The organism is Streptomyces sp. RLA123 (assembly GCF_056270165.1).
On record NZ_JBWDOR010000003.1, the window covers coordinates 3,602,235 to 3,628,645 of the forward strand.

Below are 26,411 nucleotides of genomic sequence, written 5' to 3' on the forward strand. Positions count from 1 at the left end.
GATCGCCTTTAGGCGCTCCGCAACCGCAGTCAGCGTCCCGTCGCTCTCCCAGCGGTCGAGGAAGTGCGTGACCTCGGGCAGCCGAAAATCGAAGTCGGCGGCGGCCGCGAAGAGGCCCTCCTCGTTGCCGAAGTGGCGCGTCACCATCGACGGGTCAATGGAGGCGTCCTTCGCGACGGCGCGGACGGTGGCGTGCTCGTAGCGGTCCGCGGCGAAGCGTTCGCGGGCGGCGGCCAGGATCGCGGCGCGGCACCGGGGTGGCCCGGACTCATGCCCGCTCCTCCTTCCGGACCGAGACGTCGCCAGGGCCGGCGCCACCCCGCGCGACGCGGGCCCCGCCGCGGCCCTCTCGCCGTAGGCGGCCCCGGCCCGACGCACGCGTGCGGACGCGGGTGGTCCTGGCGGCGCACCACCGTGCGATACCTCACCAGCGCCCCGCCTATGCTCCAGTCATGGCCAGGCACCGCAGCCGGGTACCGGCGAGAGCGAAAGGCAGCACGACATGAGCCCCCGTACCGCAGTCGTCACCGGAGCGAGCAGCGGCATCGGCGCCGCCACCGCCCGCCGGCTCGCCGAAGCCGGCTATCACGTCGTGCTCACCGCCCGCCGCGCCGACCGTCTCGACGCCCTCGCCAAGGAGCTCACCGCGGCCGGCCACTCGGCCGCCGCGGTCGCCCTCGACGTCACCGACCGCGCGGCGGTCGACGCGCTCGCAGGGTCCCTCGACCGCTGCGACGTGCTCTTCGCCAACGCCGGAGGGGCACTCGGCGCCGACCCCGTCGCGACCGCCGATCCCGAGGAGTGGCGGACGATGTACGAGGTGAACGTGCTCGGCGTGCTCCACACCGTGCAGGCGCTGCTCCCGAAGCTCATCGCCTCCGGCGACGGCACCGTGGTGATCCTGTCCTCCACCGCGGGCCTGACCCCGTACGAGGGCGGCGGTGGCTACGTCACGGCCAAGCACGGCACGCACGCCCTCGCCGGCACCTTGCGCCTGGAACTGCTCGGCGAACCCGTCAGGGTCGTGGAGATCGCGCCCGGCATGGTCAAGTCCGAGGGCTTCGCCCTCACCCGCTTCCACGGCGACGAGGAGAAGGCCGCCGCGGTCTACGCGGGCGTTGCCGAGCCCCTCACCTCCGACGACATCGCCGACGCCGTCACCTGGGCCGTCACCCGCCCCGCCCATGTGAACGTCGACCTCATGGTCGTCCGCCCCCGCGCCCAGGCCGCCCAGCACCGGGTGCACCGCGAGCAGTGACCCGGGCCGGGGACAGCCCCACCCCCGGGCCGGCGGCGCCGGCCCGGGGAAGGCACGTCATCCCTTGACGCAGACGACCTGCTTGAGCTTCGCGACGACCTCGACCAGGTCCCGCTGCTGCTCGATGACCTTCTCGATCGGCTTGTAGGCGCCGGGGATCTCGTCCACCACACCCGAGTCCTTGCGGCACTCGACGCCCTTGGTCTGCTCCTCCAGGTCCCGCGTGGAGAACCGCTTCTTCGCCGCGGTGCGGCTCATCTTGCGGCCCGCGCCGTGCGAGGCGGAGTTGAAGGCGTCGGGGTTGCCGAGGCCGCGGACGATGTAGGAACCGGTGCCCATGGAGCCCGGGATGATCCCGTAGTCGCCGCTGCCCGCCCTGATCGCGCCCTTGCGGGTGACGAGCAGGTCCATGCCCTCGTAGCGCTCCTCGGCCACGTAGTTGTGGTGGCAGGAGATGACCTGGTCGAAGGTGACCTTGGCCTTCCGGAACTCGCGCCGCAGCACCTCCTGGAACAGGGCCATCATGATCGCGCGGTTGCGCTTCGCGTAGTCCTGCGCCCAGAACAGGTCGCGCCGGTACGCCGCCATCTGCGGGGTGTCCGCGATGAACACCGCCAGGTCGCGGTCGATCAGGCCCTGGTTGTGCGACAGCTTCTGGGCCTCGCCGATGTGGTGCTCGGCGAGTTCCTTGCCGATGTTGCGCGAACCCGAGTGCAGCATCAGCCAGACCGCGCCCTCCTCGTCGAGGCAGACCTCGATGAAGTGGTTGCCGGAACCGAGGGTGCCCATCTGCTTGGTCGCGCGCTCGTGCCGGAACCTGACGGGCTCCGCGAGGTCGTCGAAGCCGTCCCAGAAGCCGTCCCAGCCGCTCGCCGACAGGCCGTACAGCCGGCCGGGGTCGATCGCCTCGTCGTGCATGCCGCGGCCCACCGGGATGGCCTGTTCGATCTTGGAGCGCAACCGCGACAGGTCACCGGGAAGATCGTTGGCCGTCAGGGAGGTCCTCACGGCGCTCATGCCGCAGCCGATGTCGACGCCGACCGCGGCCGGGCAGACCGCGCCGTGCATGGCGATGACGGAGCCGACCGTGGCGCCCTTGCCGTAGTGGACGTCGGGCATGACCGCGAGGCCCTTGATCCACGGGAGCGAGGAGACGTTGCGCAGTTGCTGCATCGCGACGCCCTCGACGGCGGCCGGGTCGGTCCACATGCGGATCGGCACCCGGACACCGGGCACCTCCGTGTACGTGGATGCGGATCTGGATGTCGCTGCGGCTCCGGACATGGACATCTGCGTTTCCCCCAGGGGTGGTTCATGGAACGGTTCAACCAACAAAGCACTCAAAATGAATAAAGGTCATGCATCAATGAAAAACGAAATCAGGGAGGAAGTCATCCATACAGCCCCCGGGCCCGACGACGGTCGCGGCCGGTGCGGTAGACATTGTGTCTACCCGGCGTCGTCGCCCGCCAAGGGATTTTCGCGGGCGCCGGGCCACCGACGGAGGAAGGGGCCACGTCAGTGCAGCCATGGGGAGACCGCTCCAACCCGGTCCGGGCACTGCTGAGCGGAGCGTGCGCCGTGGCGCTGGCCGCCGCGGCGCTGACCGGATGCAGCGGCTCCAGCGGTTCCGGGAGCGGCGCGGCCGCCGCCGACGCGGCCAACGGCGCGCAGACCGTCGCCGCGGCCCCGCCCGGCAAGTACCGGGTGCTGCCGGAGCCCTGCGGCTCGGTGTCCGCCGGAACCGTCGCGTCGCTCGTGCCGAACGCCGCCGACGCCTCGGGCGAGGCGAGCGTGACGTTCGACACGGATCGCAAGGTCGGCTGCAAGTGGATGGGCCGGACCGCCCTCGGGAACCGCTACCTCCAGATCGACCTGGAGCGCGTGGTGTCGTACGACCCCGCGGTCAGCGACGACGACCAGGCCGGGACCGACTACCGCACCCGCGCCGCGGACGCCGACATCCCCCTCGAGCCCGCCGACGGCGCGACGGGGGCGATCACCCCGCCGGCCAGCCCTGACCCCTCGACAAACCCCAGTTCAACCGCGACTTCCGCGCCGCCGAGCGGCAGCTCGTCCGGCGCCCCGGAAGACATCGCGCCGCGCGTACTGGACGGCCTCGGGGACGACGCCTACCTCGACGACGTCATGCGGACCCGGGATTCCGGTGTGCACCGCGACGTGACCGTCGTCTTCCGCATCGCCAACGTCCTCGTGACCGTCGGCCTCTCCCAGTGGTCGATGGACAAGTCGGTCGAACCCGCCAGTTCCGACCTTCAGGCCGGTGCCCGTCAGGTGGCCGCGGAACTGGCAGATCAACTGGACGAATGAGGCGTTCCGCGTAGTCTGGCCATTTGTGCCATGACAGGACACGCGAAGAAGTGAGCGAAGGATCCATGCACCGATCAGCCCCACGCCTCGCCCGTCTGCTCGCCTGCGCGGCCGTACCGGTGACGCTCGTCGCCGCCTGCTCCTCCGGCTCCGACTCGCCGAAGGGACAGGCCGGCGCACAGAAGGCGGCCCCTTCCGCGTCCCCCTCGGGATCGCCCACGGCCTCCGCCTCACCGGACATCGCCCCGGCGAAGTACGCGCAACTGCCGGTCGCCTGCAAGGCCGTCGGCGCCAGGACCGTCGCGTCGCTGGTCCCGAAGGCGAAGAAGCGCGACGGCACGCCCGTCACCTCCGGCTCCACCGACGAGCGCAGCGGCTGCTCCTGGAACGGCCTGAACGGATACCAGTACCGCTGGCTGGACGTGTCGCTCCAGCGCTACGACTCCGTGGCCGGGCTCGGCTCCGCCGAGGCACAGGCCACGAAGCGCTACAGCGAACTGGTCGCGGCGGCGAAGGCCGCCAAGGGCGCCACGAGCGAGACCCTCACGGCGGCCGGCACGTGGGACACGGCCACCGCGGTCACCTCCAGGACCACGAAGGACAAGGAGGAGTACCAGGACGTCACGGTCGTCGCCCGCTCCGGCAACGCCGTCGTCGCGCTCTCCTACAACGGCGCCGGCCTGGAGGACGCCAAGACCCCCAAGGCCGATGGTCTCCGGACGAACGCCGTGAAGGCGGCCAAGGAAGCCGTCGTCTCGGTCGCGGCGGCGAACGCGTAACAACTCCCTCCTCGCCGTACCGATTCACCACGTTTGTACGACGTGCCCATTGACCCGTGTGGCAGTCTGGGCAGGCCAGTTTCCGAGCCTGGGAGGGTCGCGGGTGTCCGCGATACGCATGAACCGGACGCACCGCATCCTGGTCGGTGTGGTGGTCGCCGGCGCGGTGGTCATCGCAGCGATCGGCTTCGCGGGCTCGTACGCGGCGGTGCGCGAACTCGCGCTCGCCAAGGGATTCGGCTGGTTCGCCAACGTCTTCCCGATCGGTGTCGACGCGGGGATCGTGGTCCTGCTCGCACTGGACCTGCTGCTGACCTGGCTACGCATCCCCTTCCCCCTGCTGCGCCAGACCGCGTGGCTGCTGACGGCGGCCACCATCGCCTTCAACGGCGCCGCCGCCTGGCCCGACCCGCTCGGCGTCGGGATGCACGGCATCATCCCGATCCTCTTCGTGGTCTCGGTGGAGGCCGCCCGGCACGCGATCGGCCGGGTCGCCGACATCACCGCCGACAAGCACATGGAGTCGGTCCGCCTGGCCCGCTGGCTGCTGGCGCCGCTGCCGACCTTCCGCCTGTGGCGCCGCATGAAGCTGTGGGAGCTGCGCAGCTACGACGAGGTCATCCGCCTCGAGCAGGAACGTCTCGTCTACCAGGCCCGGCTGCGGGCGCGCTACGGCCGCGCCTGGCGCCGCAAGGCGCCGGTGGAGTCGCTGATGCCGCTGCGGCTCGCCCGCTTCGGCGTCCCGCTCACCGAGACCGGCCCCATCGGCCTCGCCGCGGCCGGCATCGAGGTCCCGGCGACGGTGGTGCCCACCGCGCTGCCCGCCGCCGCACCGGTCGCCGCCCAGGCGCCGATACCGGAGGCCACCCCGTACGCCGAGGAGCTCCCGGTCCTGGAAACGGCCCCCGATCCGGCGCAGTTCGCGCCCGTGCAGGCCGCCGCCGCACCGTTCGAGGCGCAGGCCCAAGCCCAGGCCCAGGCTGCCCCGGTCGCCGCCCAGGCACTGATACCGCCGCCCGCACCCGCACCCGCCCCCGTACCGCAGCCCGAGCCCCTGACCGCACCGGTCGGCGCGGGCAACCGCCGCCGCAGCCTCGCCGACGGCACCGGCGTCATCCCCACCCCGCGCGCCGAGTACGCACCCGTGCCCGAGCCGGAGTACTACGCCGATCCGGAGCCCGAACCCGAACCCGTTGTCGAGGACATGGGCCGCGACGAGCTCTACGACCGGGCCTTCCGGGCGTACCACCAGCAGTTCGGCGCCTTCCCCAACGCCCGCCAGTTCGGCCTGCTCCTCCAGGACCGGTACGGCATCCTCAGCCCCAACGGCGGCCCGCTGAGCGAGAGCACGCTGCGCCCCTACGTCCGCGAAATGCGCCGCCGGCTCGAACTCGACGGCCAGTACGCCTCCTAGGAGGCGTCCGCCGGGGCGGGCGTGAGCGCCGCGACGACGTCCGCCGCCGACAGCAGCCGCACCCGCGCCGCGTCCAGCCCCGCCGGGTGGAGGGCGAACACCTCGCCGCCCTCGGGCAGTTCGAGGTCGCCGCGGACCAGCCAGGCCAGCCGCGCCCGCCCGAGCTCCTTGGGCACGTCGACGTCGCTGTCCGCCTCGGGCGTCCCGATCCGGGCCGCGAACTCCGCCACCGGCTCGCCGGCGCGGCGCCGGTAGGCCGTCACCGAGTCGTCCGTGTGCCGCAGCAGCACCGTGGCCGCGCGGGCCGCCGCCTGCCACACGGCCAGTTCGCCCAGGCCCACGCGGGCACCGGAGGCGAACAGGGCGGTGAGGGCCTTGCCGAGCAGGGCGAGGTCGTCCCCGTGCCGCGCGACCGAGTGATCCGTGCCGGTCACACCCTTGGCCACGTCCAGCCAGCGCATGGTGCGGCCGGCCACGTCGACGACCAGCGGCACGCTCGCGCGGGACCGGCCGGTCAGGTCGTAGCGCTGCTCCACGGCACGGGCGTCGAAGACCGGGCCGTGGTCACCGGGCAGTTCGCGGACCATGAGCCCGGCGAACGCCTCGGCCAGGTCCTCGAACGGGACGTTGTTGAACGAGAAGACCACCGCGACCACATGGCGGACCCCGGTCGCCGCCAGGGCGTCCAGGTCGAGGTCGACGAACTCCGCCGCCCCCTGCGGAGCCGGAGCGCTGGTCAGGTCGCCCGAGTGCACGGCGGCGTCCGGCCCGAACCGCAGGTGCGTGTAGTCGCAGTGGCCGACCGCGTTCCACTCGGCGTCGAACAGCGCCGTGGACAGGTCCAGGTCGGTACGGCCGGACTCCTCGCTCTCCATCCAGTGCAGGAACAGCCGCAGGGTCCTGCCGTCAGGGACGGGCAGTTCGCTGCCGCGCGGCAGCGTCACCAGGGCGCGCGAGGCCGTGCGCTCGGTGAACGGCGCGATGAGACCGTCCAGCCCCGCGTCCACGACGGCGACGTCGGCCGCCTCCCCCTCCGCCGCCCGCCGCAGCACCTCGGCCTCCAGCAGGGCGACGGCCCGCTGGATGACGTCCGCCCCGATCGGCAGCCGGTCGTCCTCCGCCAGGTGCGCCCTGGCGGTGCTGCCCTTGGGGAAGAACACCCGCGTGGTGCCCGCGCGGGGACGGCTGCGCAGCTCGCCGAGCGCGGACAGCAGCACGGCAGGGGACACCCGCGGCACGGCCGGCTCCAGCGCGGACAGGACGGTGTCCACGTCCTCGGCGTCGGACAGCCGCAGCAGGTGGTCCAGGCGGCGCACGAACTCGCCCGGCCGCTGCGCCAGCAGCGCGACGGCCGCCGGCACGTCCATGGCGTGCAGCGCGGCCTCGACCCGGCCCGCCCAGCCGCGCACCCGGACGGTGGTCCCGGTCGCGTCGACGCGCGCGTCCGCGTCGGCCGCCGTCCGCAAAGTCGCGGTCAGCGCGTCGCCGTCCGCGAGCCGGGTGTCGCGCAGCGCCGCGACGGCCAGCGCCGCGCGCGGGAGGCGGTCCGCGTATTCGAAGGGGTGCAGCAGCTCCGCGACCCGCAGCCAGGCGTGCCGGTGCCGGCGCATGTCCTGGACGGCGAGGTCGGGAGCCAGGCCGTCGAGCACACCGAGCAGGGCCCGCCGCAGCGGCCGCGGCACCGTGGCGAAGCGCGGCAGGTCCACCAGGCCCGGGTCGCCGCCCGAACGCACGGCGAGCAGCCGCAGGACGTCGGTCGCGGTGTGGATGCGGGCGGTCACGGCCGGGAGGGCCGCCTCGTACGCCGCGGCGTCCGCCAACAGCCAGGCCAGGACCCGTGCCTTGGTCTCCCGGCCGGGGATGTGCTCGGGCAGCCAGGACACGTCGGCACGGTCGCGGGTCTCCAGCAGAGCCGTCAGATCATCGGTGTCCTGCGGGCTCAGGGCGCCGGTCCTGGCGAGGAGCCCGTGGATCTCGCGCACCGCGTCCGCGTCCCGGGCGGCGAGGTCGCCGCCGTGGTGCAGTACGCGCAGCCGCTCGGGGAGGGCGCTCCTGCGGCCGCCGAAGCGGCGCGGCCGGCGCGGCCTCAGGAAGGGCTCGTCCGCGTCGACTCTGCGGTGGCAGATGGGGCACGCGGAGAAGTCCGCGCCGTCGAAGCAGCTCCGGCACACCAGGTGCGCGCAGGGCGAGACGGCGTGGACGGTGCCGTCCGTGCCGCACAGCACGCACGGCTGCTCGGGGTGCTGGAAGAGCAGGGTCAGCACGCGGTCGACGTAGAACGCGGCGGTGTCCGCCGGCGTGCTCGTCGGGAAGTCGCGGAACAGCGGGACGTGCGGCCGGTCCGCGCCGAGCGCCTCGTCGATGTCGGCCAGCAGGGCACGGCCCGCCGCGGTCAGCGCGGCCTCGCCGCGCCCGGCGAGCGCTGCACGCAGCGCGGACGACATCAGGTAGCCGCGGTCCAGGAGATCGGCCTCCAGGAGCGCGACCCCGGCGGCCGTGCCGAGCGACGCGCCCTTCGGGGCGGCGGGCAGGTAGACGGCTCCGCGGCGGGCGAGCATGACGGCCGCGAGCGGGCGGGGAACGGTCGTGGTGGCTGCGGTCGTGGTCGTGAACATCGCTGTGACTCCCCCTGGTTGACCTCAGGGCGGGAAGTGGGCGCGCTGACGACCTTCGCGGACAAGAAAAGCGATGGCTGGAAGAAGGAAGCACGCCCGTGGGCCGCCCCGGGTCCGGTCCGGTCGCGGACCGGTGACGCCGGTTGTGCGCGCGGGGCGGGAAGGGGGTGCACTCGATTCATTGACAGTGAAGAGAAGGAAGCACACCAGGAGCCGCCCCGCGCTCGACGACCATAACGCGCGGCGCGCCGGGGCGCGTTCGAATATTCACCCCGGCACGCGCGGAGGCGGCGGGTGGCCCGGCCACCCGCCGCCTCCGTCAGCGCGTACTTGTCAGCTCGCCGCGAGCAGCTCCCGCACCCGCTCCTGACCCACCGCCAGGAGCAGGGTGGGCAGCCGGGGGCCGGTGTCCCGGCCGACCAGCAGGTTGTAGAGCAGGGCGAAGAAGGAGCGCTGGGCGGCCTTCAGTTCCGGCGTCGGCTTGGCGTCGGGCGCGAAGCCCGCCTGCGTCTTCGGCACGCCGTAGACCAAGGTGGTCAGCCCGTCCAGCGACCAGTGCTCGGGCAGTCCGTCCACCAGCAGCTTCAGGGCGTCCCGCTCCTCGCCGGACAGCGCCGCCAGGGCGGCCGCGTCGGGCTCGGTGCGCACCCGGGTACGGGCGTCGGGCTCGACATGGGTGCTGACCCAGTGCTCGGCGCAGTCCAGCCGCGGCCTGGCGTCGTCCAGGGAGGTCAGCGGCCGCTCCGGGTCGAGGTCGCGCAGGATGCGCAGCGTCTGCTCCTCGTCGCCGGTCGTGATGTCCACGACCGAGGCCAGGGTGCGGAAGGACAGCTTGTGCGCGGTGGTCGGGAGCTCCCCGCTCGATGTGCGCGCGGCCCGCGAGTGCACCGCGACGTCGACCGGCGCGGCCGTGCCCTCGGCGACCTTGCGCTCCAGCGCGTCCCACTCGTCGTAGGTGCGGGAGATCTCGTCGCCGAAGGAGATGTTGAACGCCTGGTTGGGCCGGCGGCGTGCGTACAGCCAGCGCAGCAGCTGCGGCTCCATGATCTGCAGGGCGTCGGCCGCGATCGGCACCCCGCCCTTGGAGCTGGACATCTTGGCCATGCCGCTGATGCCCACGAAGGCGTACATCGGGCCGATGGGCGGCTCGGCGCCGAAGATCTCGCGCACGAGCTGCTGGCCGACCATCCACGAGGAGCCGGGCGACTGGTGGTCGACACCGGACGGCTCGAAGTCCACGCCCTTGAAGGCCCAGCGCATCGGCCAGTCGACCTTCCAGACCAGCTTGCCGCGGTCGAACTCGCTCAGCCGCACGGTCTCGCGGTTGCCGCAGGCCTGGCACTCGTAGGTGAGCTCGGTGGTGTCGTCGTCGTAGGCGACGACCGTGGTCGTGTCCTTGTCGCAGCCCGAGCAGTACGGCTTGTACGGGTAGTACTCGGCGGCCTGCTCCGGCGAGGCGTCGTCGTCCGGCTCCCCGCCCTGCTCCTCGCCGCCGGCCTTCTTCTTCGTCCGGTAGCGGCCGAGCACCTCGTCGATCCGCCGGCGCTCGCGCATCGCGTGCAGGATCTGCTCGCGATAGGCGCCGGAGGTGTACTCGACGGTCTGGGAGATCTCCGTGACCTCGACGCCGAGCGCGGCCAGCGCCTCGCGGAACGGCGCCTTGAAGTGGTCGGACCAGGTCGCGTACGCACTGCCCTCGGGCGCCGGGACGGCGGTCAGCGGCTTGCCGATGTGCTCCGCGTACGAGGGGTCGTAACCGGCCGGGACCTTGCGGTAACGGTCGAAGTCGTCCCACGACAGGATGTGCTCGCAGGGCACGCCGCGCCGCTTGATCTCGTCCGCGACCAGGTGCGGGACCATGATCTCGCGGAGGTTGCCCAAGTGGATCGGCCCGGACGGGCTGATTCCGGAAGCGACGGTGATTTTCTTGCCCGGAGCCCGCCGCCCGGCTTCCGCAATGACGTCGTCCGCGAAGCGGGCGACCCAGTCGGCCTCGGTGCTCTGAGCCACTGTCTCGACTTCCTTCCACCAGTGCAGCGGGTACCTCGGTACCCGGCAATTGTCCCAGAGAAAAATGAGTGGTAGCGCGTGGGATACTGAGGGTTGATCTCTGATCCCTCTCAGGAAGCACCCATCCCATGGCCTCGGTCAACTCGCTTTCCGCCACGATCCAGCAGCGCGTCGCTGACGCCCTCGGTGCCGACCCGCTGCTGCGACGTAGCGACCGGGCCGACTTCCAGGCCAACGGTGTGCTGGGCCTCGCCAAGCGGAACAAGGCGAACCCGCGCGAGCTGGCCGCCGAGGTCGTGGCCGCCCTCCCGGCGGACGACGGGCTCATCGCCGGCGTCGAGGTCTCCGGCCCCGGCTTCCTCAACATCACCGTCGCCGACGCCGCGATCACCCGGACGCTGGCCGCCCGGGCCGCCGACGACCGGCTCGGCGTGCCCGCCAAGGCCGACCCCGGCGTCACGGTGATCGACTACGCGCAGCCGAACGTGGCCAAGGAGATGCACGTCGGCCACCTGCGGTCCTCCGTGATCGGCGACGCGCTCGTCAAGATCCTGGAGTTCGAGGGCGAGACGGTGATCCGGCGCCACCACATCGGCGACTGGGGCACCCAGTTCGGCATGCTCATCCAGTACCTGGTGGAGCACCCGCACGAGCTGGACCACGCGAACGCCGAGGGCACCGGCGGCGCCGAGGAGGCCGGCGAGGCCTCCATGTCGCGCCTCAACCGGCTCTACAAGGACTCGCGCGCCCTCTTCGACGCCGACGACGACTTCAAGACCCGGTCACGGAACCGGGTCGTGGACCTGCAGGCCGGCGAGCCGGAGACGCTGGCGATGTGGCAGCGGTTCGTCGACGAGTCGAAGATCTACTTCAACTCGGTCTACGACAAGCTCGACATCGCGATCCGGGACGAGGACGTCGTCGGCGAGTCCGGCTACAACGACATGCTCGTCGAGACCTGCACGCTGCTGGAGAAGTCCGGCGTCGCCGTGCGCTCCAACGGCGCGCTGTGCGTGTTCTTCGACGACGTCAAGGGCAAGGACGGCGAGCCGGTCCCGCTCATCGTGCAGAAGGCCGACGGCGGCTTCGGCTACGCCGCGACCGACCTGTCGGCGGTCCGGAACCGCACCGCCGACCTGCGCGCGAACACGCTGCTGTACGTGGTCGACTTCCGGCAGGCCCTGCACTTCAAGATGGTCTTCGAGACCGCTCGGCGGGCCGGCTGGCTCACCGACGAGGTCAAGGCGCTGCACATCCCGTTCGGCGCGCTGCTGGGCAAGGACGGCAAGCCGTACAAGACCCGGTCCGGCGAGTCCTTCCGGCTGGTCGACCTGCTGGACGAGGCGGTGGAGCGGGCGGGCGCGGTCATCGAGGACAAGAGCGGCGGTGTCCTCACTCCCGAGGAGATCGCCGACCGGGCCAAGGAGGTCGGCATCGGCGCGATCAAGTACGCCGACCTGTCCACCTCGCTCGGCCGCGACTATGTCTTCGACCTGGACCGCATGGTCTCGCTCAACGGCGACACGAGCGTGTACCTCCAGTACGCGTACGCGCGTATCCAGTCGATCCTCCGGAAGGCGGGCGAGGCGAGGCCGGTCGCCCACCCCGAGCTGCCGCTGGCCCTGGCCGAGCGCGCGCTCGGGCTGCTGCTGGACGAGTTCGCGGAGACCCTGGCGAGCGTGTCCGAGACGTACGAGCCGCACAAGCTGGCCTCGTACCTCTACGCGCTGGCCTCAACGTTCACCACCTTCTACGACCAGTGCCCGGTCGTGAAGCCGGAACCCGCTCCGGACGTCAAGGAGAACCGCCTCCTGCTCTGCGACCTGACCGGCCGCACCCTGCGGCAGGGAATGACGCTGCTCGGCATCCGCACCCCTGAGCGCCTCTGACGCCTCGCGCGCCGGAACAACGGCGGCCCCGGTGGGAGTTCCGGCTCCCCCGGGGCCGCCGTCGTCAGTGGCCACCCCTGCATGCACGGCCGTGGCGACGCTCCCCAACCAGCTCCCGGAACTCGTGTAGGACCCCTCCGGCCGCTCCCTGGGGCTCGGTCTCCCGCCCGGCAGGCTCATCGACGGGACGAGTGAAGGCCCTGGCCCGAGCCGCTGCTCTGGCACGCGGACGGGGCGGCCGCACCGAATCCTGGGAGCTGCTGCTCCCCGCACGCATGTCGGCGGGCCTGCACCCGCTGCCGCTGTCCATGGACGCGGCGATGCCTGCCACCCGTGATCTCCCGCCCGGGATGATGTCGTACCCGGCGGCCACGACGCCGAGGATGTCCTGGCCGGCTTCTGGGACTTCGAGGAGGACTTCGGCGAGGACGACTTCGACGAGGACGACGCGAACCGGTCGTCCCCTTGGCCCGGGAGTGGCAGGGTCTCGCCCCGGCAAGGGAGTGGGAGGCCGGTGCGGACGTCAGGGCCGCCGAGTCGGCCGCGTTTCTGGTCGCGACGGGACGGCTCGTGGACCTTCGCGCGGCCCTCGTCCCGGCCCGGCGCGGTGCCGACACCCCCGCGGCCATCGGCTTGGGCCGGACCGCTCGACCATGGGACCGCTTCGGCGTGCCGGTCGCAACCCTCGCCTTCGAGGTCCTGGTGCTCTCCGTGGCCGCGCCGCCGGTGGATCCGGCCGGGGCCGAGGCGATGGCCGCCGGGCAGTTCGGCTTCTGCCCGGACAACGTCATCCAGGGCAGCCGTTCCCTCCGCGCGTACGCGAAGTCGCTGCTCGGCGAGGTCTGCTGGACCTTCTGGTGGACGGGGAACAAAAGCGGGGGCGCCCTCCCCCGAGTCGGAAGGGCGCCCCCGTGAGGTCATCCGTCAGCGCTGGTGGCCCCAGCGCTGGCCCCAGTGGTGACGGCCGTGGTGACGGTGGTGACGGTGGTGACCCCAGCGGTCGTGGCGGTGACCCCGGTCGCGACCCCAACGGTCGCCGTACCCGTTGTCACGGTCGCCGTAGCCGTTGCCACGGTCGTGCGTGACGTGAGCTGCCGCCTTGGGCGCCACCTCAGTAGCGGCGCTGGCAGCCGTGGCGCCACCCATCAGCACGGCGGCCGCGACACCCAGCGCGGCGGCAAATCGGGAAACCCGCATTGCGGTCTCCTTTCTCGGCGGCGCTTGCGCGCCGCCTCGGTTTGGACAACCCGATACTTCCCGGCGATATGCCCCTTTCATTCGGGATCGGGAGCAAACCCACTTGATGTAACGAAATATCACCTTGGCGGGAACCGGAGTACGGCGTGGCGGCGTCACGCGTGCCCGGGCGCCCTTCCGCCGACGTCCCGAACCACAAAACCCCTGGTGGCGGGCTTGGAGCGGCCTTCGCGCGGTGCCCGCACGACTGACCCGCGCACAGGTGTCCCGGCTCCGTCGGGCAGCACGGAGGCGCTTCGGCAGCGGGCCCGCGACGACCGCGCCGGGCACGGACGGCCCGCCGCGCGGGCCGAGGCGCAGTGCAGCGGGAGCGCCACGACGGCGGCGGCCAGGGCGGCAGCCGAACGACTGACGGTGGGTGCGGGCGTTCGAGAGTGCCGCGAACGCCCCGAAGCGGACGACGCCGGCGAGGGCGAGCAGGGCCATGGCTCCCCGGCTCCCAGGCGCCGAGGCTCCTCCTACGACACCATGGGCGTGCCCGGCGCCTCCCCGCGTTCGAGGGGCCCGACCCTGCGGCCCTCCCACGCCGTGGCGGACGCGCGTGGCACGCCCGGTCGCACCGCGGGCACGTCGATGCCGGCGCAAAACCCGCCGCCCGAGGGCCGGTTGGCCCAGTGCGCCGGGTTCCGCGCGGTCAGAGCCGGCGTGCGACCTCGGTCGCCCAGTACGTGAGGATCATCTGCGCGCCGGCCCGGCGGACCGAGGTCAGGGTCTCCATGATCGCGCGGTCGCGGTCGATCCAGCCGCGCTCCGCGGCGGCCTCGACCATCGCGTACTCGCCGCTGATCTGGTACGCCGCGACGGGAACGTCCACCGACTCGGCGACCTTGGCCAGCACGTCCAGGTAGGGCAGGGCGGGCTTGACCATCACCATGTCGGCGCCCTCGGCGAGGTCGAGCGCGAGTTCGCGCATCGACTCGCGCTGGTTGGCCGGGTCCTGCTGGTACGTCTTGCGGTCGCCCTTGAGGGACGAGCCGATGGCCTCACGGAAGGGGCCGTAGAAGGCGGAGGCGTACTTGGCGGTGTAGGCCAGCACGGAGACGTCCTGGTGGCCCGCGGCGTCCAACGCGTTCCGGATGACCCCGACCTGACCGTCCATCATGCCGCTGGGGCCGACGACATGGACGCCGGCATCGGCCTGGGCGCGGGCCATCTCGGCATAGCGCTCCAGCGTCGCGTCGTTGTCGACACGCCCCTGCGCGTCGAGGACCCCGCAGTGGCCGTGATCGGTGTGCTCGTCCAGGCACAGGTCGGACATGACCACCAGCGTGTCACCGACCTCGGCGACGACGTCGCGGATGGCGACCTGGAGGATGCCGTCCGGGTCGGTGCCGGGGGTGCCGACCGCGTCCTTCTTCTCGTCGAGCGGGACGCCGAAGAGCATGAGCCCGCCGACGCCCGCCTCGGCCGCCTCGACGGCGGCCTTGCGGAGGGTGTCCCGGGTGTGCTGGACGACGCCGGGCATGGAGGACAGCGGGACGGGTTCGTGAATGCCTTCACGAACGAACACCGGGAGGATCAGCTCGGCGGGGTGGAGGCGGGTCTCCGCGACCATGCGGCGCATCGCCGGCGTGGTGCGCAGCCGGCGCGGACGCGCGCCGGGGAACCGACCGTAAGGAGTACCGCTTCCGCTCATGACCGTGTCGCGCCTTTCCGTCGCCGGGGCTTCCGTTCACCACGGTACGCCCGCGACAGGGGTGCTCTTCCCGACCACATGTCGGGCTCCGGGCCGTGCGGCCGGACGCCCGCACGCCGGACGCCCGCACGCCGGACGCCCGCACGCCGAACGCCCGCGGGGCGGCCGGCCGGTCGGGCCGGCCGCCCCGCGGGCGGCGTGGAAGGGTGGTGCGCAGGTGTCAGACCCGTGCGCGGCGGCGCGAGCCGGGACGGCGCTCGCTGGGTCTGGTGACGGGGTCGCCCGCCGCGACGGCCGCCTCACGGCGCCGTACGCCGAAGTCGGCAAGGGCCTGCGCCAGCGAGTGCACGGACGGCTCGGGGGCCATCACGTCCACCCGCAGCCCGTGCTCCTCCGCCGTCTTGGCGGTGGCGGGGCCGATGCAGGCGATGACGGTGACGTTGTGCGGCTTGCCGGCGATGCCGACGAGGTTCCGCACCGTGCTGGACGAGGTGAACAGCACCGCGTCGAAGCCGCCGCCCTTGATGGCCTCGCGGGTCTCCGCCGGCGGGGGCGAGGCGCGGACGGTCCGGTAGGCCGTGACGTCGTCCACCTCCCAGCCGAGCTCCACCAGGCCCGCGACCAGCGTCTCGGTGGCGATGTCGGCGCGGGGCAGGAAGACCCGGTCGATCGGGTCGAAGACGGGGTCGTAGGGCGGCCAGTCCTCCAGGAGGCCGGCCGCCGACTGCTCGCCGCTGGGCACGAGGTCCGGCTTCACGCCGAAGTCCACGAGGGCGCGCGCCGTCTGCTCGCCGACGGCGGCGACCTTTATGCCGGCGAAGGCCCGCGCGTCGAGCCCGTACTCCTCGAACTTCTCACGGACCGCCTTGACGGCGTTGACCGAGGTGAACGCGATCCACTCGTAGCGCCCGGTCACCAGGCCCTTGACGGCGCGCTCCATCTGCTGCGGGGTGCGCGGCGGTTCGACGGCGATCGTGGGCACCTCGTGCGGCACGGCTCCGTAGGACCGCAGCTGGTCCGAGAGGGAGACCGCCTGCTCCTTGGTGCGCGGCACGAGGACCTTCCAGCCGAACAGGGCCTTGGTCTCGAACCAGGAGAGCAGGTCGCGCTGCGCGGTCGGCTCACCGACCACGGCTATCGCCGCGATGGGGCCCTCCGGTGTGGGGAGCGCCTTGGTGGCCTTCAGCTCGGCGGCGATGGTCGCCAGTGTGGCGGTCCAGGTCCGCTGCCGGGTGGTGGTGCCGGCGACGGTGACCGTCAGCGGGGTGTCGGGCTTGCGCCCGGCGGACACCAGCTCGGCGGCGTTGGCGGCGACGGTCTGCAGGGTCGTGGAGACCACCACCGTCGCGTCGCTCGCGCCCGCCTCGCTCCAGCAACGGGTGGACGCGGTGGCCGCGTCGACGAAGCGCACGTCCCCGCTGAGCGGGACACCGGCGTACGCGGGCACGCCCACGGCCGCGGCGACGCCCGGTACCACCTCGAAGGGGATGCCGGCCTGTGCGCAGGCGAGCATCTCGGCGGCGGCCTGGGAGTCCAGTCCGGGGTCTCCTGCGACCGCTCGGACCACCCGCTTGCCGGTGCGCGCGGAGGCCGTGCAAAGCTTGGTCGCGGCGGCCGAAGTGCTCAACTCGCCCTCGGCGACGGCCGGCTCCGCCGTGTCCACGCCTGCCCGGGCGTGCGTGCGCACGACTTCGAGCACCTGCTGGTCGGCGACCAGCAGATCGGCGCGGGCCAGGGCCTCGACGGCCCGCAGGGTCAGCAGACCCGGGTCGCCGGGTCCGGCACCGAGGAAGGTGACGTGCCCGAGGACCGGAAGGGGCGGCTGTTTCCCGACGGCGCTGCCCGTGCTGCCGGAAGTGGCATCGGCGGCGGTCGTGGTGTTGGTCGCTGCGGCGGCGGTGGGGCTCAATGTACGCGCTCCCCCATAAGACCGGCCGCACCCTTGGCGAGCATCTCGTCGGCGAGCTCGCGGCCCAGGGCCAGAGCTTCCTCGCGAGAGACGGGGGTGGGACCGGTGGTGGACATCTGCACCAGCGAAGAGCCGTCGGTGGTACCGACGACACCGCGCAGGCGCAGCTCGGTGATGTGCCTGCCGGCACCTTCGTAAGCAGGCTCGGCAAGCGCGCCCACGGGCGCGGAGCAACCGGCCTCCAGGGCGGCGAGCAGTGCGCGCTCGGCGGTCACGGCGGCCCGGGTCAACGGGTCGTCGAGCACGGCGAGCACGGCGGCGAGGTCTGCGTCGGCCGCAGAGCACTCGACGGCCAGCGCCCCCTGTCCGGGGGCGGGCAGCACGTCGTCGGGTGAGATCAGCTCGGTGACCTCGGACAGGCGCCCCAGCCGGCTCAGCCCGGCCGCGGCCAGGACGACGGCATCGAGGTCGCCCGAGGCAACATATCCGATACGCGTGTCCACGTTGCCGCGGATCGGCACGGTCTCGATGCGCACGCCCAGGGAGCGGGCCCAGGCGTTCAGCTGGGCCGCGCGGCGCGGCGAGCCGGTACCGATCCGGGCACCGCGCGGATCCATCGCGAGCTGCTCGAACGTGAGGCCGTCGCGGGCCACCAACGCGTCCCGCGAGTCCTCGCGGGACGGGATCGCGGCCAGCGTCAGCCCGTCGGCATCGGCGGTGGGCAGGTCCTTCAGGGAGTGGACGGCGAAGTCGATCTCCCCGCCCAGCAGCGCGTCACGCAGCGCGGAGACGAACACCCCGGTGCCGCCGATCTGCGCCAGGTGCTCGCGCGAGACGTCGCCGTAGGTGGTGACCTGCACCAGCTCCACGTCACGGCCGGTGAGCCGGCGCACCTGGTCGGCGACCATGCCCGACTGCCTCATCGCCAGCGCGCTGCGCCGGGTTCCCAGTTTCAGTGCGGTGGGCCTCGTCATGCCCGCCCTCGATTCGGTTCACTCGTGACGGCACCGGTCGACGCCGCCGGTGACGGGACCACCGGCACGGCCGGGGTGTCGGCACGGCTGACGGCGGCGACCGCATGCGGGTCCAGGTCGAAGAGTTCACGCAGCGCGTCAGCGTACCCGGCTCCGCCGGGTTCGCCCGCGAGTTGCTTGACCCGCACGGTGGGCGCGTGGAGGAGCTTGTCCACCACGCGGCGCACGGTCTGGGTCACTTCGGCGCGCTCGCGCTCGTCCAGGCCGGGCAGCCGGCCGTCGAGCCGGGCGAGCTCGGTGGCGACCACGTCGGCGGCCATGGCGCGCAGGGCGACGACGGTCGGCGTGATGTGCGCGGCGCGCTGGGCGGCGCCGAACGCCTCGACCTCTGCGGAAACGATCTTTCGGACCTGGTCGACATCGGCCGCCATCGGGGCGTCGGCCGCGGCCGTGCCGATGGTCTCCAGATCGGTGAGATGCGCTCCGTCGATGGCGTGCACCAGCGGGTCGATGTCGCGCGGCAGCGCCAGGTCGAGCATGCCGATGGGCGCGGCCGGCCCGTCGGCGGCGCGCAGGGCGCGGGTCAGGGTGGCGCGGGCGACCGTGTCGGCGGTCAGCACCAGCCCGGTCGCGCCCGTGCAGGACACCACGACGTCGGCGTGCGGCAGTTCGGCGGCCAGGTCGTCCATGGGCACCGCGCGGCCGCCCACGGACTCGGCCAGCCGTTCGGCGCGCTCGTACGTGCGGTTGACGACGACGATGTCGCCGACCCCGGCGCGGGCCAGGGTCGCGGCGGCGAGCGAGCTCATCGAGCCGGCGCCGACGACCAGCGCCCGCTTGCCCCTGCCCCACTCAGCGAAGGCGGTGCCGCCGATGGCCTGCGCCATCTGGTCGAGGCCGAAGGTGACCAGCGACTGCCCGGCCCGGTCGATCCCGGTCTCGGAGTGGGCCCGCTTGCCGACCCGCAGCGCCTGCTGGAACAGGTCGTTCAGGGTCCGGCCGGCGGTGTGCAGCTCCTGGCCGAGGCCCAGCATGTCCTTGATCTGGGCGAGGATCTGGCCCTCGCCGACGACCATGGAGTCCAGGCCGCAGGCGACCGAGAACAGGTGGTGGACGGCCCGGTCCTCGTAGTGGACGTACAGGTGCGGAGTGAGCTCGTCCAGGCCGACGCCGCTGTGCCGGGCGAGGAGCGTGGACAGCTCGGCGACCCCGGCGTGGAACTTGTCGACGTCCGCGTAGAGCTCGATGCGGTTGCAGGTCGACAGCACCGCCGCCTCACTGGCGGGTTCCGCGGCCAGCACGTCGCGCAGCAGACCGGTCTTGGTGTCCTCGGCGAGCGCGGCCCGCTCCAGGACGCCGACCGGGGCGGTGCGGTGGCTCAGCCCGACCACGAGGAGGCTCATGCCGGCATCACGGCGGGGACGTCCCCGTCAGGTCCCGGGCGGCGGTCGCCGTCGCGGACCGCCTTGGCCGCCACCGGGGGCGCCACAAGGGTGTCCTCGAGCTCCTCGCCGGCCTTGCGCTGTTCGTGGAAGGCGAGAATCTGCAGCTCGATGGAGAGGTCGACCTTGCGGACGTCGACCCCGTCGGGGACGGTCAGCACGGTCGGGGCGAAGTTCAGGATCGAGGTGACACCGGCGGTCACCAGGCGGTCGCAGACCTCCTGGGCGGCACCGGCGGGTGTGGTGATCACGCCGATGGACACATGGTTGTCCCGCACGATGGACTCCAGCTCGTCCGCGTGCCGCACCGGCAGCCCCGCGATCGGGCGGCCGGTGAGCTGGGCGTCCGCGTCGATGAGCGCGGCGATGCGGAAACCGCGGGAGGCGAAGCCGCCGTAGTTGGCGAGCGCGGCGCCGAGATTACCCATACCGACGATCACGACCGGCCAGTCCTGGGTGAGGCCCAGCTCGCGGGAGATCTGGTACACGAGGTACTCGACGTCGTAACCGACCCCGCGGGTTCCGTACGAGCCGAGGTAGGAGAAGTCCTTGCGGAGCTTGGCGGAGTTCACCCCGGCGGCGGCCGCGAGTTCCTCCGACGACACCGTGGGCACCGATCGCTCGGAGAGCGCGGTCAGGGCCCGCAGGTACAGCGGGAGCCTGGCGACGGTGGCCTCGGGAATCCCTCGGCTCCGGGTCGCCGGTCGGTGAGTTCGGCCAGTTGCCACGATGCTCCTGCGGGTAGAGCTGGGCTGCGAGCGGCACCCCTCGATGGGGCCGCCCCGTACACGCCAGGCTATGTCTTTGTGAACGCGTGCACAAAGATGGTGTCCGATTTGCCCTGGGGAAGTGACCGGCATCACGCACCCCCATTACGGGCAGAAGAAGCCACCTTTTGTATGGGAACGTTCCGCATCAGCGGCCGCTCCGCACCCCGGCGCCCCACCCAGGGAGCATCCGTGCCCGCCAGCCGCGGCCACTCGACCCCGGCCGCGCGCACCAGCTCCTGTTCCGCGTGCGCGGGCCACTGCGGGAGTTCCCGTACGTACGCGGCGAACAGCCGGGCGGTCGCGCGGGCGTCGCCGAGCGCGGTGTGCGCCGACCAGCCCGTCACCCCGGCCGCCTCGGCGCACGCGCGCAGGCTCAGGCCCCGCGGCACGGGCTCGCGCTGCGCCGCCATCCGCATGGTGCACAGCTCCGGCACCTCGGGGAACCGGATGCCGATGCGGCCGTACTCCGCCGCCAGGAACGCCCGGTCGCATCCCACGTTGTGCCCGACCAGCACCCGGCCGCTCAGCAGCCCGAGCAGCCCGGGGGCGATCTGGGAGAACAGCGGCGCACGGGCCGCCTCGACATGATGGGACTCGATGCCGTGGATGTGGGTGGGGCCGACCGGGCCCTCAGGGTCCACCAGGGTCGAGAACTCGCCCTGCGCGATGAAATCGCCGTCCATCAAAACGACCGCCAGCTCGATCACGCGGTTCCGCCGCGAGCTCGAACCGGTGGCCTCGACGTCGACGACGGCATAACCGCCGCGCGTCTGAAGCCTGCCCGGGAGCACGCCGTCACCATCCTTACGTACGTACCCCCGCAGCACACAAAACGCCTTGATGGTAATCGAGCACACGGGCCAAGAGGAACACCCGCAAATCACCCACCCGCGGCCCCAGCCGTCTCAGACGCCCAGCCCGCGGCGCAGCCGGCCCTCGTCGACACGCCAGAACGTGTGCTGTTCCCCGTCGATCAGGACGACCGGGATCTGCTCCCAGTACGCGCGGTTCAGCTCCTCGTCCTCGGTGATGTCGCGCTCCTCGAAGCGGCAGCCGGCCTCGGCGACCACCTTCCGGACGACGGCGCGCGCGTCGTCGCACAGGTGGCAGCCCGGCTTCGTGATCAGCGTGACCGTGCGGCGGGCGGGATCGACGGGGGCGGCGGGACCCGGGGCGTCCCGGCGGGGGCCGCGTCCGAACAGGGGACTCATGCCGGCCATTCTGCCCGCGCCCGGCGTCAACCGACCGTGACGGGAGTAACACTTCTGTCGCTCGGAGTTCATTCACCTGCTCCATCTGAGCACCGAGAGTGCCCAACAGACTGGCTATGCTCGCCCCATGGCCGCTCTGCGATGGCTCACTCCCCGTAAGCGTTCCGCGACAGCACGCAGCGTGCTGGCGGGCGAGGCCGCGGCCGAGGCCGCCCTCGCGGCCCCCGTCGCGAAGAAGGCGGTGCGGACCGCCCTCCCGGCGTTCCCGGTCGTCGGCGATCCCCACGCGGCGGCCTTCTTCGACCTGGACAACACGGTCATGCAGGGCGCCGCGATCTTCCACTTCGGACGCGGGCTGTACAAGAGGAAGTTCTTCCGCAGCCGCGACCTGGCGCGCTTCGCGTGGCAGCAGGCCTACTTCCGCATCGCCGGGTCCGAGGACCCCGAGCACATGCAGGACGTGCGCGAGAGCGCGCTGTCGATCGTCAAGGGGCACCGCGTCGAGGAGCTCATGTCGATCGGCGAGGAGATCTACGACGAGTACATGGCGGGCAAGATCTGGCCCGGCACCCGCGCGCTCGCCCAGGCCCACCTGGACGCCGGGCAGCGGGTGTGGCTGGTCACCGCCGCGCCCGTCGAGACCGCCACGATCATCGCCCGCCGGCTCGGCCTGACCGGCGCCCTGGGCACCGTCGCCGAGCACGTCGACGGCCTGTACACCGGCCGGCTGGTCGGCGAGCCGCTGCACGGCCCGGCCAAGGCGGAGGCGGTCCGTGCGCTCGCCGCGGCCGAGGGACTCGAACTGTCGCGCTGCGCCGCGTACAGCGATTCGTCGAACGACATCCCGATGCTGTCGTTGGTCGGACATCCATATGCAATCAATCCCGATACGCGACTGCGCAAACACGCGCGCGAAATGGGCTGGCGGCTGCGCGACTACCGCACCGGCCGCAAGGCCGCGAAAATCGGCATTCCGGCGGCCGCCGGGGTCGGGGCGGTCGCGGGCGGCGCGGCCGCCGCGGTGGCCCTGCAGCGTCGCCGTCGCTGAGCATCGGCCCCGGTCCGGGGCCGATGGGCGACACACCGTTCTACCCCTCTGGCGTCCCGTCAGTCGCCACATGACCACACAGCCACAACACGCTCTCCACGCGAGCATTTCACGACGCCATGTGGTCAAGTACGTTTCAGTGTTCGATAATTGATCGATCACCATTCCGCCAGAGAGTGGGCGGAACCGGCGATTTCAGCAACTCGGTGTAGCGTCGCCTGTACGAAGCGTTATTCTCCTCAAACGCAAGCCGGTTCCCACACGTCGCTACGACGAGTGAACGGTTCCGTACTGCACGTGATGGAAGTTCTGCCTCTGGGAGTCCCGTGTACCCACACACCGGGGTTGACGCCTCTGGCCTGGCTACGTTGCGCGCACTGGTGGCTGAGCACCTGCTGCGCGTTGTCCCCGCGTACGCCGTGCCCGTGCCAGCACTCGCCGCAGCAGTACCCGCCGGCCCCGCCCTGGCGACCTATGCGCTCGCCGACGGCCGGGCGGCGGTCGGCAGACGCGCCCGCAGCACCCCGCAGACCGCACGGTCCTCGGGCGCCTCCACGCGCCGGCCCGCGTCGGACACCGACAGCGGGCGGATGATGGACCTGGTCGAACGCGCCCAGGCCGGGGAGACCGAGGCCTTCGGGCGACTGTACGACCACTATTCCGACACCGTGTACCGCTACATCTACTACCGCGTCGGGGGCAAGGCGACCGCCGAGGACCTCACCAGTGAGACCTTCCTGCGCGCGCTGCGCCGGATCGGCACCTTCACCTGGCAGGGCCGCGACTTCGGCGCCTGGCTGGTGACCATCGCGCGCAACCTGGTCGCCGACCACTTCAAGTCCAGCCGCTTCCGGCTGGAGGTGACCACCGGGGAGATGCTCGACGCCAACGAGGTCGAGCCCAGCCCGGAGGACTGCGTCCTGGAGTCGCTGTCCAACGAGTCGCTGCTCCGCGCAGTGCGCAAGCTCAACCCCCAGCAGCAGGAGTGCGTGACACTGCGCTTCCTGCAGGGCCTGTCCGTCGCCGAGACGGCACGCATCATGGGGAAGAACGAAGGCGCGATCAAGACCCTGCAGTACCGGGCCGTACGGACCCTCGCCCGGCTGCTTCCCGACGACGCGCGATGAACGTGATGGAGGGGCTTCATCTTGCGACTGTCTTCAAGGTCCGATCATCATGAGTGCGCAACCCTGGGCGTAACCCTGGGCGTACGGCGCTCGTTGCATCACATGCGGACCCCCCACTGCCGTGCCCTGCCCGCTTCCGATCACTCGATCGGGTGGAAGGGCTCAAGGTCTGGAACCTTGCAGGCGCAACGGGGAGTCGAGGTGGATGACGAGAGGAGGTGCCGCCCGTGATCGCGAACCCAACGGCGCACCGGCGGGCGAACGCCTTCGCCGACGCCCTTGAGGACGACGGCCAACAGGCGCACGCCGGCGAGCAGCACGGCGCCCACGCCGCGGACCGGCATGCGGATCCGGATCAGGGAAGGCTCCTGGCCCTGGCGGACGCCCTGGAGTACGTGCCGCGGCCGACGCTGGACCCCGAGGCCAAGACCGTGCAACGTGCCCAGCTGATCGCGGCGATGGAAGCCGCGCTCGCAGACGGCACGCTGACGGTCCCCGAGCAACGCGACGGCGGTCGCGGCGCACACCGCGCCGACGGCCGTGGCATCGGCAAACTGAGGCCCCGCTCCGCGTGGTCCCGCCGGCTGGCCGCCGGCGGGCTCTCGGTGGGCGTCGCGGCCGGTGCCTTCGGCGGCGTGGCCGCCGCGAGCACCGACGCGCTCCCCGGCGACACGCTGTACGGCCTCAAGCGGGGCATGGAGGACATGCGCCTCAATCTCGCCGACGACGACGCCGACCGCGGCAAGGTCTATCTCGACCTCGCCTCCACCCGGCTCCAGGAGGCCCGCCGCCTCATGGAGCGCGGGCGCGGCGGCCAACTCGACGACGAGTCGGTGGGCGAGATCCGCCGGGCCCTGTCCGGCATGCAGCAGGAGGCCACCGAGGGCCACCGGCTGCTGACCGCCGCGTATCGCAAGGACGGCTCCCTGCGGCCGATGGAGACGCTGTCCGCGTTCTCCAGCAACCACCGCAGGGGCTGGACCGAGCTGCGCGACCGGCTGCCCAACAAGCTCACCGACGTCGGGAACAAGGTCACCTCGGTCTTCGACGCCATAGAGCAGGAGGTCGCCCCGCTGCAGAAGCTGCTGCCCCCCGCCGCCACCGGCGTCGACGGGCGCAACGGCACCCCCAGCAGCGGCACCCGCTACGGCACGGGCACGCGAGGGCCGTCCCCCTCGTCGAGCGACTCCGCGAGCGACCGTTCCGTCGAGCGGGGCACGGAGAAGGCAAGCCCGTCGGCGTCCAAGAGCTCCGACACCGGTTTCATCGGCGGCACGGACGGACTGCTCAACCCGCCGCCGAGCAGCGGCAGCCCGTCCAGCGGATCCGGCGAGACCGCGCAGCCGTCCGTGACCCTGCCGCCGCTGCTCCCGGGTCTCCTCCCGGGACTCGGTATCGGCACGGAGGACGACAACGGCGAGTAGCCGGTCGAGCGCAATCGGCGAGGGCCGGTGTCCGGGAGATCATCCCGGACACCGGCCCTCGCCGATTGCGCCAACAGCCTTTCGCTGACAGCCTTCCGCCGCCGGCTGGCCGGCCACCGCAGGAGCCCGGAACGACTCGGAAGAGTCAGAAGAACACCGAACGCCGCTGCACCAGCAGCTTGTAGAGCGTGTGCTGAATCGTTTCCCGTACTTGATCAGTGAGGTTGAAGACCAGCATCGGGTCCTCCGCCGCCTCCGGCGCGTAACCGTCCGTGGCGATCGGCTCGCCGAACTGGATGGTCCACTTGGTCGGCAGCGGCACCAGCCCCAGCGGCCCGAGCCACGGGAAGGTCGGCGTCATCGGGAAGTACGGGAAGCCCAGCAGCCGCGCCGCGGTCTTCGCGTTTCCGACCATCGGGTAGATCTCCTCCGCGCCCACGATGGAGCACGGCACGATCGGCACCCGGGTCTTCAGCGCGGTCGCCACGAAGCCGCCCCGCCCGAAGCGCTGCAGCTTGTAGCGCTCCGAGAACGGCTTCCCGAGCCCCTTGAAGCCCTCCGGCATCACACCGACGACCTCGCCGCGCTCCAGCAGCCGCTGCGCGTCCTCCGCACAGGCCAGGGTGTGCCCGGCCTTCCGTGCCAGTTCGTTCACCAGCGGCAGCACGAAGACCAGATCCGCCGCGAGCAGCCGCAGATGCCGCCCCGCCGGATGGTTGTCGTGGACGGCGACCTGCATCATCAGCCCGTCCAGCGGCAGCGTCCCGGAATGGTTGGCCACCACCAGGGCGCCGCCCTCGGCCGGGATGTTCTCGATGCCCTTCACCTCGACGCGGAAGTACGACTCGTACAGCGGCCGCAGCAGCGACATGAGCAACTGGTCGGTGAGGTCCTCGTCGTAGCCGAAGTCGTCGACCTCGTAGTCCCCGGTGACCCGGCGGCGCAGGAATGCCAGGCCGTGCGCCACCCGGCGCTCCCAGGGACCGCCCAGCAACCGGTCGGCGGCCTGCCCGAGAGCGGCGACCAGCGGCCCGCCCTCGGCGGCCGGCCGCGGCTGCGTGGGGCCCCCTTCCGGGACAGGTCCGGTCGACGCGGCGTCGGGGCCGTCCGCGGCAGCCGCGCCGGCCTTCTTCGGCCCGGCGGCCGGGCCCCGGACGGTGCGGTCCTCCACCGGCAGCGCGGCCAGCGCGTTCGCGCCGGAAGCCTCACCCGACGGGCGGGCGGCCGCCCGCCCGCGCGACCGTGGCGCCCCCCTACGCGTTCGCGTGTCCTCGTCGAACGGGATGACCTTGGCATCCGCCATGGCGCGATTCCTCC

The 26,411-nt window shown here is 72.2% G+C and carries 21 protein-coding genes and 1 pseudogene; 9 read left to right on the forward strand and 13 right to left on the reverse strand.

Annotated elements, in window-relative coordinates; all coding sequences use genetic code 11:
- Positions 1-111: 111 nt before the first annotated feature.
- Positions 112-378, reverse strand: a pseudogene (locus RV983_RS16340) (TetR family transcriptional regulator); the annotation flags it as partial.
- A gap of 124 nt (positions 379-502) precedes the next feature.
- Here RV983_RS16340 and RV983_RS16345 point away from each other — a divergent pair.
- Entirely contained in the window at positions 503-1,258 is a 756-nt protein-coding gene (locus RV983_RS16345) for an SDR family NAD(P)-dependent oxidoreductase (protein WP_475986513.1), read from the forward strand.
- 57 nt (positions 1,259-1,315) lie between these two features.
- Here the strand turns inward: RV983_RS16345 and RV983_RS16350 are convergent, their stop codons facing one another.
- Positions 1,316-2,542, reverse strand: a complete 1,227-nt coding sequence (locus RV983_RS16350; protein WP_475990349.1) for an RtcB family protein — start codon at positions 2,540-2,542, stop codon at positions 1,316-1,318.
- 237 nt (positions 2,543-2,779) lie between these two features.
- Between RV983_RS16350 and RV983_RS16355 the strand changes: the two genes are divergently transcribed.
- From RV983_RS16355 to RV983_RS16365, 3 genes are all read left to right on the forward strand, one after another.
- Complete coding sequence (locus tag RV983_RS16355) at positions 2,780-3,589, forward strand: hypothetical protein (RefSeq protein WP_475986514.1); 810 nt, start codon at positions 2,780-2,782, stop codon at positions 3,587-3,589.
- Positions 3,590-3,654: 65 nt separating this feature from the next.
- Entirely contained in the window at positions 3,655-4,368 is a 714-nt protein-coding gene (locus RV983_RS16360; RefSeq protein WP_475986515.1) for a DUF3558 domain-containing protein, read from the forward strand.
- A gap of 118 nt (positions 4,369-4,486) precedes the next feature.
- Positions 4,487-5,782 (forward strand): DUF2637 domain-containing protein, encoded by a 1,296-nt coding sequence (locus RV983_RS16365; protein WP_475990350.1) that lies wholly within the window; start codon positions 4,487-4,489, stop codon positions 5,780-5,782.
- Here RV983_RS16365 and RV983_RS16370 read toward each other — a convergent pair.
- The gene (locus tag RV983_RS16370; protein ID WP_475986516.1) at positions 5,779-8,397 is read right to left on the reverse strand and encodes an MXAN_6230/SCO0854 family RING domain-containing protein; all 2,619 of its coding nucleotides are present in this window, start codon (positions 8,395-8,397) and stop codon (positions 5,779-5,781) included. The genes RV983_RS16365 and RV983_RS16370 overlap by 4 nt on opposite strands.
- 333 nt (positions 8,398-8,730) lie before the next feature.
- Positions 8,731-10,407, reverse strand: a complete 1,677-nt coding sequence (lysS, locus tag RV983_RS16375) for a lysine--tRNA ligase (RefSeq protein WP_475986517.1) — start codon at positions 10,405-10,407, stop codon at positions 8,731-8,733.
- 128 nt (positions 10,408-10,535) lie between these two features.
- Between lysS and argS the strand changes: the two genes are divergently transcribed.
- A complete protein-coding gene (gene argS / locus RV983_RS16380; RefSeq protein ID WP_475986518.1) occupies positions 10,536-12,296 on the forward strand; it encodes an arginine--tRNA ligase in 1,761 nt (586 codons plus the stop codon).
- Positions 12,297-12,761: 465 nt separating this feature from the next.
- Positions 12,762-13,211, forward strand: a complete 450-nt coding sequence (locus RV983_RS16385; protein WP_475986519.1) for a DUF4253 domain-containing protein — start codon at positions 12,762-12,764, stop codon at positions 13,209-13,211.
- A 9-nt stretch (positions 13,212-13,220) separates the two neighbouring features.
- On the opposite strand, the gene RV983_RS16390 is transcribed toward RV983_RS16385, so the two are convergent.
- The 8 genes from RV983_RS16390 to RV983_RS16425 form a co-directional block, all read right to left on the reverse strand.
- The gene (locus RV983_RS16390) at positions 13,221-13,493 is read right to left on the reverse strand and encodes a hypothetical protein (protein WP_475986520.1); all 273 of its coding nucleotides are present in this window, start codon (positions 13,491-13,493) and stop codon (positions 13,221-13,223) included.
- 694 nt (positions 13,494-14,187) lie between these two features.
- On the reverse strand, positions 14,188-15,189 hold the full coding sequence (gene hemB / locus RV983_RS16395) for a porphobilinogen synthase (RefSeq protein WP_475986521.1): 1,002 nt from the start codon (positions 15,187-15,189) through the stop codon (positions 14,188-14,190).
- 220 nt (positions 15,190-15,409) lie between these two features.
- Positions 15,410-17,098 carry a bifunctional uroporphyrinogen-III C-methyltransferase/uroporphyrinogen-III synthase gene (locus RV983_RS16400; protein ID WP_475986522.1) on the reverse strand — a complete coding sequence of 563 codons (1,689 nt, stop codon included), beginning with the start codon at positions 17,096-17,098 and terminating at the stop codon, positions 15,410-15,412.
- Entirely contained in the window at positions 17,095-18,072 is a 978-nt protein-coding gene (gene hemC / locus RV983_RS16405; RefSeq protein ID WP_475986523.1) for a hydroxymethylbilane synthase, read from the reverse strand. The genes RV983_RS16400 and hemC overlap by 4 nt, the downstream gene beginning before the upstream one ends.
- Positions 18,069-19,475, reverse strand: a complete 1,407-nt coding sequence (locus tag RV983_RS16410) for a glutamyl-tRNA reductase (protein ID WP_475986524.1) — start codon at positions 19,473-19,475, stop codon at positions 18,069-18,071. Before RV983_RS16410 ends, hemC begins: the two co-directional genes overlap by 4 nt.
- A complete protein-coding gene (locus RV983_RS16415; protein ID WP_475986525.1) occupies positions 19,472-20,242 on the reverse strand; it encodes a redox-sensing transcriptional repressor Rex in 771 nt (256 codons plus the stop codon). Before RV983_RS16415 ends, RV983_RS16410 begins: the two co-directional genes overlap by 4 nt.
- A gap of 131 nt (positions 20,243-20,373) precedes the next feature.
- Positions 20,374-21,075 carry a 3'-5' exonuclease gene (locus RV983_RS16420; RefSeq protein WP_475986526.1) on the reverse strand — a complete coding sequence of 234 codons (702 nt, stop codon included), beginning with the start codon at positions 21,073-21,075 and terminating at the stop codon, positions 20,374-20,376.
- Positions 21,076-21,189: 114 nt separating this feature from the next.
- The gene (locus RV983_RS16425) at positions 21,190-21,495 is read right to left on the reverse strand and encodes a glutaredoxin family protein (protein WP_475986527.1); all 306 of its coding nucleotides are present in this window, start codon (positions 21,493-21,495) and stop codon (positions 21,190-21,192) included.
- Between the two features lie 127 nt (positions 21,496-21,622).
- Here RV983_RS16425 and RV983_RS16430 point away from each other — a divergent pair, with 127 nt between their 5' ends.
- From RV983_RS16430 to RV983_RS16440, 3 genes are all read left to right on the forward strand, one after another.
- Positions 21,623-22,543 carry an HAD family hydrolase gene (locus RV983_RS16430; protein ID WP_475986528.1) on the forward strand — a complete coding sequence of 307 codons (921 nt, stop codon included), beginning with the start codon at positions 21,623-21,625 and terminating at the stop codon, positions 22,541-22,543.
- A 326-nt stretch (positions 22,544-22,869) separates the two neighbouring features.
- Entirely contained in the window at positions 22,870-23,670 is an 801-nt protein-coding gene (locus RV983_RS16435) for an ECF subfamily RNA polymerase sigma factor, BldN family (RefSeq protein WP_475986529.1), read from the forward strand.
- Between the two features lie 227 nt (positions 23,671-23,897).
- Positions 23,898-25,094, forward strand: coding sequence for a DUF5667 domain-containing protein (locus RV983_RS16440; protein WP_475986530.1), 1,197 nt, complete (start codon positions 23,898-23,900; stop codon positions 25,092-25,094).
- Between the two features lie 145 nt (positions 25,095-25,239).
- Here RV983_RS16440 and RV983_RS16445 read toward each other — a convergent pair whose 3' ends face one another.
- A complete protein-coding gene (locus RV983_RS16445) occupies positions 25,240-26,397 on the reverse strand; it encodes a lysophospholipid acyltransferase family protein (protein ID WP_475986531.1) in 1,158 nt (385 codons plus the stop codon).
- Positions 26,398-26,411 lie beyond the last annotated feature (14 nt).

What these genes read in the sequence shown, in the direction of transcription:
- RV983_RS16360 (WP_475986515.1), top strand. Translation starts at nt 3,655, where the DNA reads ATGCACCGATCAGCCCCACGCCTCGCCCGTCTGCTCGCCTGCGCGGCC.
- hemB (WP_475986521.1), bottom strand. Translation starts at nt 15,189, where the DNA reads ATGAGCGGAAGCGGTACTCCTTACGGTCGGTTCCCCGGCGCGCGTCCG.
- RV983_RS16410 (WP_475986524.1), bottom strand. Translation starts at nt 19,475, where the DNA reads ATGAGCCTCCTCGTGGTCGGGCTGAGCCACCGCACCGCCCCGGTCGGC.
- RV983_RS16365 (WP_475990350.1), top strand. Translation starts at nt 4,487, where the DNA reads ATGAACCGGACGCACCGCATCCTGGTCGGTGTGGTGGTCGCCGGCGCG.
- RV983_RS16445 (WP_475986531.1), bottom strand. Translation starts at nt 26,397, where the DNA reads ATGGCGGATGCCAAGGTCATCCCGTTCGACGAGGACACGCGAACGCGT.
- RV983_RS16345 (WP_475986513.1), top strand. Translation starts at nt 503, where the DNA reads ATGAGCCCCCGTACCGCAGTCGTCACCGGAGCGAGCAGCGGCATCGGC.
- RV983_RS16350 (WP_475990349.1), bottom strand. Translation starts at nt 2,542, where the DNA reads ATGTCCGGAGCCGCAGCGACATCCAGATCCGCATCCACGTACACGGAG.
- argS (WP_475986518.1), top strand. Translation starts at nt 10,536, where the DNA reads ATGGCCTCGGTCAACTCGCTTTCCGCCACGATCCAGCAGCGCGTCGCT.
- RV983_RS16430 (WP_475986528.1), top strand. Translation starts at nt 21,623, where the DNA reads ATGGCCGCTCTGCGATGGCTCACTCCCCGTAAGCGTTCCGCGACAGCA.
- RV983_RS16390 (WP_475986520.1), bottom strand. Translation starts at nt 13,493, where the DNA reads ATGCGGGTTTCCCGATTTGCCGCCGCGCTGGGTGTCGCGGCCGCCGTG.
- RV983_RS16370 (WP_475986516.1), bottom strand. Translation starts at nt 8,397, where the DNA reads ATGTTCACGACCACGACCGCAGCCACCACGACCGTTCCCCGCCCGCTC.
- hemC (WP_475986523.1), bottom strand. Translation starts at nt 18,072, where the DNA reads ATGACGAGGCCCACCGCACTGAAACTGGGAACCCGGCGCAGCGCGCTG.
- RV983_RS16425 (WP_475986527.1), bottom strand. Translation starts at nt 21,495, where the DNA reads ATGAGTCCCCTGTTCGGACGCGGCCCCCGCCGGGACGCCCCGGGTCCC.